This is a genomic window from Moorena sp. SIO3E8 (assembly GCF_010692445.1).
GTDB lineage: Bacteria > Cyanobacteriota > Cyanobacteriia > Cyanobacteriales > Coleofasciculaceae > Moorena > Moorena bouillonii.
Map to the genome: position 1 here is coordinate 1 of NZ_JAAHHM010000212.1, position 7,700 is coordinate 7,700.

Here is a 7,700-nt window from a genome sequence, read left to right on the forward strand (position 1 = left end):
CCCTTCAAGGGGTGGATTTTCACCACCATCCGGAAGATAGTTAGGATTTTGAGGTGTTATCCTCACGAATCCCCTCACTCATACCCCTCTAGCTTCTAGAGGCTCCTAGTGAGAACGAGCCGCACCCTGTTCCTCAGTATGTGTTAAAGTACAAAGGCTATTGTGGACTTACTATGCCAAACTGTTAGTTAAAATTAATCAGAAAGTACCTATCAATTGATTGGATTATTTAAAATTTAAAATAACTAAAAAAATATTGGTTAAAAAAAGTTTCTAAGATTAGAAAGCCTGATTTAGCTTAGAAGATAAGTAAGAGTAATAAAAACAGGTATTTATTTTATTTTGTAAAAATCATGTAATACCGAGCTTAGCTTTCATAAAAAGAGTGAAAAGTATTGCTTAATTAAAAATAAGTAGGATGGGAGAGTTTGGTAGTTTAAAAAAAATCTTATAAAGAATATCAAACTATCGAACAATAAGGATTAGAAAAATTTGACATAGCAGCCAGTTATGTAGAGCCATTCATTATTGATTGAGAAACACTATATATAGCATTTCAAAATAAAATCTGAAAACGCAACAGTTTAAAAAGTACTATAAGTGTGGGACAATAATAGAATAGCCGAAAAAAATAAATGAGATCTTGCCCCTGAGGCATAATAAATGAGTGCAGAAATTATTTGTGTAGGTACTGAACTGCTGCTGGGGGATATTCTCAACAGCAATTCTCAGTTTTTAGCCCAGGAGCTAGCGGCATTGGGGATTCCTCACTACTATCAGACAGTAGTGGGAGATAATATCGGGCGTTTACAGCAAGTATTGGCAATTGCTAGTGAGCGCTCCACTATCCTAATATTTACTGGTGGTCTTGGTCCGACGCCGGATGACTTGACCACGGAAGCGATCGCTAAATTTTTTGGCGCTACTCTGATTGAAGAACCGGATGTTATTGAGGACATCACTCAGAAGTTTGCCCGGCGGGGACGTCAATTAACTACCAATAACCGCAAGCAAGCCCTAATTCCAGAAGGGGCACAAGTATTACCCAACTTGAATGGAACAGCTCCTGGTATCATCTGGAAACCCCGTGCTGATTTAACCATTCTCACGTTTCCTGGTGTTCCTAGGGAAATGCACCAGATGTGGCGAGACACGGCTGTTCCCTATCTCAAAAGCCAAGGTTGGGGTAAAGAAATCGTTTATAGCCGGATGTTGCGGTTTTGGGGGATTGGAGAATCGGCTTTGGCTGAGAAAGTTGCTCCCTTTTTTGACCTTACCAACCCCACGGTTGCTCCCTATGCTAGTAAGGGACAAGTGAGGTTAAGAGTTTCGGCCCGTGCGGGTTCAGAAACTGAAGCGCAACAGTTAATTGAACCAGTAGCCCAAAAATTACAGCAGATTGGGGGAATTAACTATTTCGGTACTGACACCGATACCCTAGCCTCTGTAGTGGGTCAACTATTAAGGGCTGCCTCAGAAACGTTGAGCGTAGCGGAATCCTGTACTGGTGGCGGTATTGGGAGTATGATAACCAGTGTCCCAGGGAGTTCTAATTATTTTCTGGGGGGTATCATTGCTTATGATAACGCTGTGAAAACTGGTGTACTGGGAGTGAATTCCTCAGATTTGAAGGCGATGGGGGCGGTAAGTAAGGTTGTAGCAGAGCAAATGGCAACGGGAGTGCGATCGCTTCTTTCTTCAACCTGGTCACTGAGTATTACAGGCATAGCCGGACCTGGAGGCAATACCGATACCAAGCCCGTGGGTCTAGTTTACATTGGTCTAGCTGGACCAGATGGCATTTTAGAATGCTACAAGTACACCTTGGGTCACCATCGGAGTCGGTCTGACCTACGTCACATCAGCGCCTGCTATGCCCTTGATCGCCTACGGTGCAAATTGCTAAATCGGTGAACTTGTTAGTTAGGGTTAGTTAGCAGGCAGTAGTGCACCCGATCACCCTTTTCAATCTAATTTCAAGCTAAATCCCTGCACTTGGGGGCCAGGTGGTGAAAATAAACACCACCACAGTAGCGATCGCAAGCATTCCCTGAATCAAATTTCCTACCAATGAACCGACCACAATCCCCAAGCCAGCTTTAAACGATTGCTTAATTCTAGGCTGTAACTTTAACTTCCGTTGATAGAGAAACTCACCTAAAAACGCCCCTAACAACGGTCCAAGCAAAATCCCTAGTAACGGTCCGCCGAAGGGCAAGGCGGGTAAAAGACCAAACACCCCCATGAACAAGCCGATTATGGAACCAATTTGTCCCCAATTACTCGCACCAGCTTTTTTTGCTCCCCAGTAAGCGGCTAAAAAATCGACCCCCATACCGAGTAGCAACACAAAGATTGCTACGCCCAATGCCCAGGTGACGCTACTAAAGCCCTCAGCAATACCCCAAATTAGGGTGGCAGCTAAAATCAACATGGCACCGGGAATGCCAGGAACAACCGAACCAATAATGCCTACTAGCATCAGCAGAATCAGGAACCAGTACAAAATGATTAACCACATTATTTAAATTCGAAGCGGTACCCACATCTTAGAAATGACCAGAGAGAGTATTGGCGAGTTTATCAGCAATCCCCTCAATCCAATTTTCATCTTGTTTAGTGTAACTTCGGGGAGCATTGGCTGCCAAAATTAGCGCTCCTTGGTTGCCAATCGGTTGACATATGACACCTTGTGTGTTATTGGGCAAGTAGTCAAATTCAAGTCGCCCTGGATAGAGCTTCAGGTTAACGAGATAGACGGCTTTTTGAGTTTCCAGGACCCGCTTGAGAATTGCTCCAGGCTCGACTTGGGGATTTTTGCCCAAGATACCTCGCCGCAGCAGGACTTTACTTTGGTATACCACTACAAGCGATCGCGTTACTGTATTAGTCAGTAATAGATGGGATGCCCAGGCTAATTCAGTTTTTACCTGATCTGGCAGCTCGGTCGCGAGGTCGAAACCCTCTTCGCCATTCAGTTTAACGGCATCAGGAGGTTTGGGCTGTACCTGCTGCCACAGTAAACCTGTCAAAATCAACACAGCACAAACAATTACCCCGACAGCATCAGAACGAGCTTGAGAATTGGTGAGCTGGGAGGTTAATAAACGGTTAATCAGCAACAGGCTGCCTGCCAATCCTCCAACCGCAAATGGCAGCAGCCGCAGTACATCATTTTGGTCGGGTTTAGCCATCATTCACCTGTTGGTTGTTAGTTCAGGACTTACGCAGCTCAAAGGAAACATCAAGGTGTACTATTTTTCATCTGGTTCAATGATCCGTTGGAACAAATAACCTGTACCTCGTGCGGTGAGAATTAGCTCAGGATTACTCGGGTCATCCTCTAACTTGGCTCGTAGCCGGGAGATGTGGACATCTACTACACGGGTATCCACATGGCGTTCGGGGGTATAGCCCCACACTTCCTGCAAAATTTCAGAACGGGAGAATGGTTCTCCAGAACGTCTAACTAATAATTCCAGAAGACTGAACTCCATTCCAGTCAGCCGAATCCGCTCATCCCCTTTGTAGACCTGCCGCTTGTTGGTGTCAATTTTGATACTCCCGACATGAATCACGCCAGAACTAGGAATACCGGCAGCTCCCACTTTATCAAACCGCCGCAGTACTGAACGAATACGGGCTTCTAATTCTTTTGGAGAAAAGGGCTTGACCACATAGTCATCTGCTCCTAACTCTAGACCGGTAATCCGGTCAGCAACATCCCCTAAAGCAGTTAGCATAATAATGGGAATGTCTGATTCCTTGCGTAATTCTTGACAGACACCATAACCGTCTAGCTTTGGCATCATCACATCTAACACCACTAGGTCAGGCTCTTGATCACGAAATGTGTTTAGGGCTTCTTCTCCATCGGCGGCTGTGACTACCTCGTAGCCAATCATGGACAACCGAGTTTCTAATATGCGACGGATACTGGCTTCGTCATCGACAACAAGAATTTTTTCTTTATGAGTTTCCAATTGACGTTATACTCCTGAAATGGTTAAGTAAAATTAATGATTTATTAATTTATTAGTAGTTTATCTCTTTAATCTAACGCTTTACAAAGTTGGTTTTATCGTTGAAAATAATATTTTCCTTGGTGGTGAAGTCTTTCTTGACTTTCATTAATGTTAATTTAATTATTGAGTTTTTTTAAGAGTTTTTAAGACTTTTAAAGTAGGATGCCGAAGCCTAAAACGCTCTATGTGTGTAATGCCTGTGGTGCTGAGTCCTCCCAATGGTTCGGCAAATGTCCTGCCTGTGGTACTTACAATTCCTTGGATGAGGTAGCTCCCCCATCCCCGATCAAAATCAGTCGCGGGGGTTGGCAATCCAATACTTATTCCGATAACCACGAGGCTAAAACTGGACCGGCTCAACCAAGATCATCCCTTACCTTCTCAGAAATTGTTGATACTGTCCAGATCCGCTTCCCCTCAGGCTATGGAGAACTTGACCGAGTCCTCGGAGGTGGTGTTGTGCCTGGGTCTTTAGTCTTAATTGGTGGCGATCCAGGGATTGGCAAATCAACCTTAATGCTGCAAGTTGCCAATCAACTTGCCAAGTTGCATCGCATTCTATACGTTTGTGCAGAAGAATCAGGACAGCAGGTAAAACTGCGAGCATCTCGCCTGGGTGTGGTATCAGCAGAAACCTCTGATCCCGACTCTAATAACGGTAGGGTGAACAACGAGCCTAAGTCTTCTAAGTCTAAGTCTTCTAAGTCTAAGTCTTCTAAGTCTAAGTCTTCTAAAACCCCCATAGCTGATCCCGACTCTGAGTCTACATCCGAGTCTAAAGACGCTGATTTGTATGTCCTACCAGAAACCGATTTAGAGGAAATTCTGCGAGAGTTGGAGTCCCTCAAACCTCAGGTAGCAGTGATTGACAGTATTCAAACTCTTTATTTTCCGGCCTTGACCTCTGCTCCTGGTTCTGTTGCTCAAGTGCGGGAATGTACCTCTGCCCTGATGCAGGTAGCAAAGCGGTCAAACATTACTCTATTAATTGTGGGTCATGTGACCAAAGAAGGAGCGATCGCAGGACCAAGGGTACTGGAACACTTAGTCGATACTGTATTGTACTTTGAAGGCGATCGCTTTGCTTCCCATCGACTACTGCGTTCTGTGAAAAACCGCTTTGGGGCTACTCATGAAATCGGTATTTTTGAAATGGTCAGCAACGGTTTGCAGGAAGTCTTGAATCCTTCTGATCTGTTTTTGGGTAACCGAGATGAAATGAGTCCTGGTACTGCTACTGTAGTGGCTTGTGAAGGTACTCGTCCGATTCTCGTAGAATTGCAAGCCCTAGTAAGTCCTGCTAGTTATGGGGCACCCCGTCGCTCAACCACTGGAGTTGATTACAACCGCTTACAACAAATTCTGGCAGTGTTGGAAAAGCGAGTCGGGATTCCCCTATCCAAATTAGATGCTTATGTAGCAACAGCAGGAGGGCTAGGAGTAGAAGAACCAGCAGCTGATTTAGGAATGGCTATTGCCGTAGTAGCCAGTTTTCGCGATCGCGTTGTAGATCCTCGCACCGTTATGATTGGTGAAATCAGCTTAGGGGGGCAAGTGCGACTAGTCTCTCAGATGGAACTCCGACTCAAAGAAGCTGCCAAGTTAGGGTTCAAGCGAGCCATCATACCCAAAGGTCAAACCTTATCTGATCTTGGTATTGAAATTATTCAAGTATCCAGAGTACTAGATGCCATTATTGCTGCCTTGCCTGGGGGATTACGCCAGGACTTCCCTGAAGATATCGAGGATCAGATCTAATATCTAAGATCAAGTTCCGTTGAATACCGATCATAACCAGGAGGGTGGGGAGATGGGGAGATAGGGAGATGGGGAGATGGGGAGATGGGGAGATGGGAAGTGTGGGAAGTGTGGGAGGTGTGGGAAGATGGGGAGATTTTTAGGAAAGGGCATGTGACAGTTAACAAAAATGTCTATTAATCTACCACTAGCTACAAAAATATGGTACATTAAGAGGATGGCATTAATACCACTCCGTAAGGCGGTCGAACTTACGGGACTCTCCAAAAATACATTAAGAAAATATGCCGATGACGGAACTATCAGATGTGAAAGGACACCAGGGGGAACTAGACTCTTTGACTCAAGAGATCTTCTCCGTTTTGGAAAAGCTCCAAAGTCTGAGAGATCACTCCACTCTACAATCTGCTACTGCCGAGTTAGCAGTACAAAACAGCGAGATGATCTTGCCCGCCAAGTCGCCTACCTTCACTCCCTCTTCCCAGAAGCAGAAATCATCAAAGACATCGGCTCGGGGCTTAACTACAACAGGAAAGGACTTAGAGCCATATTGGAACGAGTCGTGTCTGGAGATAAGCTCACGGTTGTTGTTACCTGTAGAGACAGACTTACCCGATTCGGGTTTGAACTCATTGAGTACTTGGTCGGTCTCAACGGTGGAAAAATCCTGGTTCTCGACCAGCCTGAAAGCTGCCCGGAATCAGAACTTACCGCAGATCTTCTTTCCATCATTCACCTCTTCTCCTGTAGGGTTCACGGACTCAGAAAATACGGTAAAAAAATCAAAGAAGATTCGTCTGTTCCTAAACCATGAGCAGGGATTGGCCGTAGGCCACGCGGGGCGCGTTCGGTTATCCGTAAATGGTTTGGAGTGTCCCGTTACGTTTTCAACAAGACCGTCAAAATCCTCCAGGATGGTGAAGTAAAAGCCAACTGGAAAGCTATCAAAACTGACATATTAAACGACCTCCCCGAGTGGTGTAAAGCAGTACCTTATCAGATAAAATCGATAGCGATTAAGGATGCTTGCACCGCTGTCAGAGAGGCCAAAAAGAAGTACAAAAAGACTTCGCAAATTCAAAGGGTAAGGTTTAGATCGAGGAAAAATCCTACCCAGTCTTGTTATATCCCTAAATCGGCAGTTTCAGCTATGGGGGTATATCAGACTAAACTGGGCAAGATAGCTTATTCCGAGACCATTCCTGACAATATTTGCGACAGTAGACTGACCAGCAGGAATGGGGATTACTATTTGGTCGTCCCCTATCAAGAGACTAAAAATAAAACCGAAAACCAAGGTAGAGTAGTCGCTTGCTTACCCTGGGGTCAGAACTTTTATTACCTTTTTTAGTGAGACATCTGTAGGAAAGATTGGGAATGGAGACTTTTATCGTATTCAACGATTGTGCCAACATCTAGATAATTGGCTATCTAAAATAAGCCAAGCTTGTGGTGGTCAAAAACGTCGGATGATAAAGGCCGCTCGGAGGATGGTAATCAAGATTCAAAACCTAATCAACGAGCTTCATCATAAGACAGCTAGGTTCTTAGTTGACAATTTTTAATCTTACTTCCCACCTTCGAGACTTCTCAGATGTCGAAAAAAGGTAATAGAAAAATCAGATCTAAGACTGTCCGCAATATGCTGACATTCGCCCACTATCGCTTTAAGGAATTCTTGAAGCACAAAGCTCAAGAGACCGGGAAGACGGTGGTGGATGTCTGTGAAGCCTATACTAGTAAGACTGTTAGTTGGACAGGTGAATTGCTAAATATAGGCGGAAGTCGCATTATCAGAGTGGGAGAGTTTGAGAGGGAAAAGAATACCCCGTCCTCAAAGGTCTTGAAGTTACCGTAAGAATAGTGGAGCCTTAATAATAAAGTTTTAACCCCTTTTCTCATAACCGACCAACCATA

At 44.6% G+C, this 7,700-nt stretch carries 7 protein-coding genes; 4 read left to right on the forward strand and 3 right to left on the reverse strand.

The window, feature by feature from the left end:
* Nucleotides 1-663 precede the first annotated feature (663 nt).
* The gene (locus F6K46_RS36710) at nucleotides 664-1,914 is read left to right on the forward strand and encodes a competence/damage-inducible protein A (RefSeq protein WP_293067657.1); all 1,251 of its coding nucleotides are present in this window, start codon (nucleotides 664-666) and stop codon (nucleotides 1,912-1,914) included.
* 67 nt (nucleotides 1,915-1,981) lie between these two features.
* Here the strand turns inward: F6K46_RS36710 and F6K46_RS36715 are convergent, their stop codons facing one another.
* Genes F6K46_RS36715 through rpaB form a run of 3 tightly spaced genes read right to left on the reverse strand, consistent with a single transcriptional unit; the run spans nucleotide 1,982 to nucleotide 3,983 of the window.
* Nucleotides 1,982-2,521 carry a DUF456 family protein gene (locus tag F6K46_RS36715; protein ID WP_075904581.1) on the reverse strand — a complete coding sequence of 180 codons (540 nt, stop codon included), beginning with the start codon at nucleotides 2,519-2,521 and terminating at the stop codon, nucleotides 1,982-1,984.
* A 28-nt stretch (nucleotides 2,522-2,549) separates the two neighbouring features.
* Nucleotides 2,550-3,194, reverse strand: a complete 645-nt coding sequence (locus F6K46_RS36720) for a cofactor assembly of complex C subunit B (protein WP_293067668.1) — start codon at nucleotides 3,192-3,194, stop codon at nucleotides 2,550-2,552.
* Nucleotides 3,195-3,254: 60 nt separating this feature from the next.
* Entirely contained in the window at nucleotides 3,255-3,983 is a 729-nt protein-coding gene (gene rpaB, locus F6K46_RS36725; RefSeq protein WP_070395767.1) for a response regulator transcription factor RpaB, read from the reverse strand.
* 204 nt (nucleotides 3,984-4,187) lie between these two features.
* Between rpaB and radA the strand changes: the two genes are divergently transcribed.
* The 3 genes from radA to F6K46_RS36740 all read left to right on the forward strand — a co-directional run bounded on the left by radA (nucleotide 4,188) and on the right by F6K46_RS36740 (nucleotide 7,641).
* Nucleotides 4,188-5,783 (forward strand): DNA repair protein RadA, encoded by a 1,596-nt coding sequence (radA, locus tag F6K46_RS36730; RefSeq protein ID WP_293067662.1) that lies wholly within the window; start codon nucleotides 4,188-4,190, stop codon nucleotides 5,781-5,783.
* A 217-nt stretch (nucleotides 5,784-6,000) separates the two neighbouring features.
* On the forward strand, nucleotides 6,001-6,597 hold the full coding sequence (locus F6K46_RS36735; RefSeq protein ID WP_075906623.1) for an IS607 family transposase: 597 nt from the start codon (nucleotides 6,001-6,003) through the stop codon (nucleotides 6,595-6,597).
* Between the two features lie 780 nt (nucleotides 6,598-7,377).
* On the forward strand, nucleotides 7,378-7,641 hold the full coding sequence (locus F6K46_RS36740) for a zinc ribbon domain-containing protein (RefSeq protein ID WP_293067665.1): 264 nt from the start codon (nucleotides 7,378-7,380) through the stop codon (nucleotides 7,639-7,641).
* The last annotated feature ends 59 nt before the right edge of the window (nucleotides 7,642-7,700 follow it).

Coding starts and splice junctions, on each gene's coding strand:
- F6K46_RS36710 (WP_293067657.1), top strand. CDS start 664: ATGAGTGCAGAAATTATTTGTGTAGGTACTGAACTGCTGCTGGGGGAT.
- F6K46_RS36715 (WP_075904581.1), bottom strand. CDS start 2,521: ATGTGGTTAATCATTTTGTACTGGTTCCTGATTCTGCTGATGCTAGTA.
- F6K46_RS36720 (WP_293067668.1), bottom strand. CDS start 3,194: ATGGCTAAACCCGACCAAAATGATGTACTGCGGCTGCTGCCATTTGCG.
- radA (WP_293067662.1), top strand. CDS start 4,188: ATGCCGAAGCCTAAAACGCTCTATGTGTGTAATGCCTGTGGTGCTGAG.
- F6K46_RS36735 (WP_075906623.1), top strand. CDS start 6,001: ATGGCATTAATACCACTCCGTAAGGCGGTCGAACTTACGGGACTCTCC.
- F6K46_RS36740 (WP_293067665.1), top strand. CDS start 7,378: ATGTCGAAAAAAGGTAATAGAAAAATCAGATCTAAGACTGTCCGCAAT.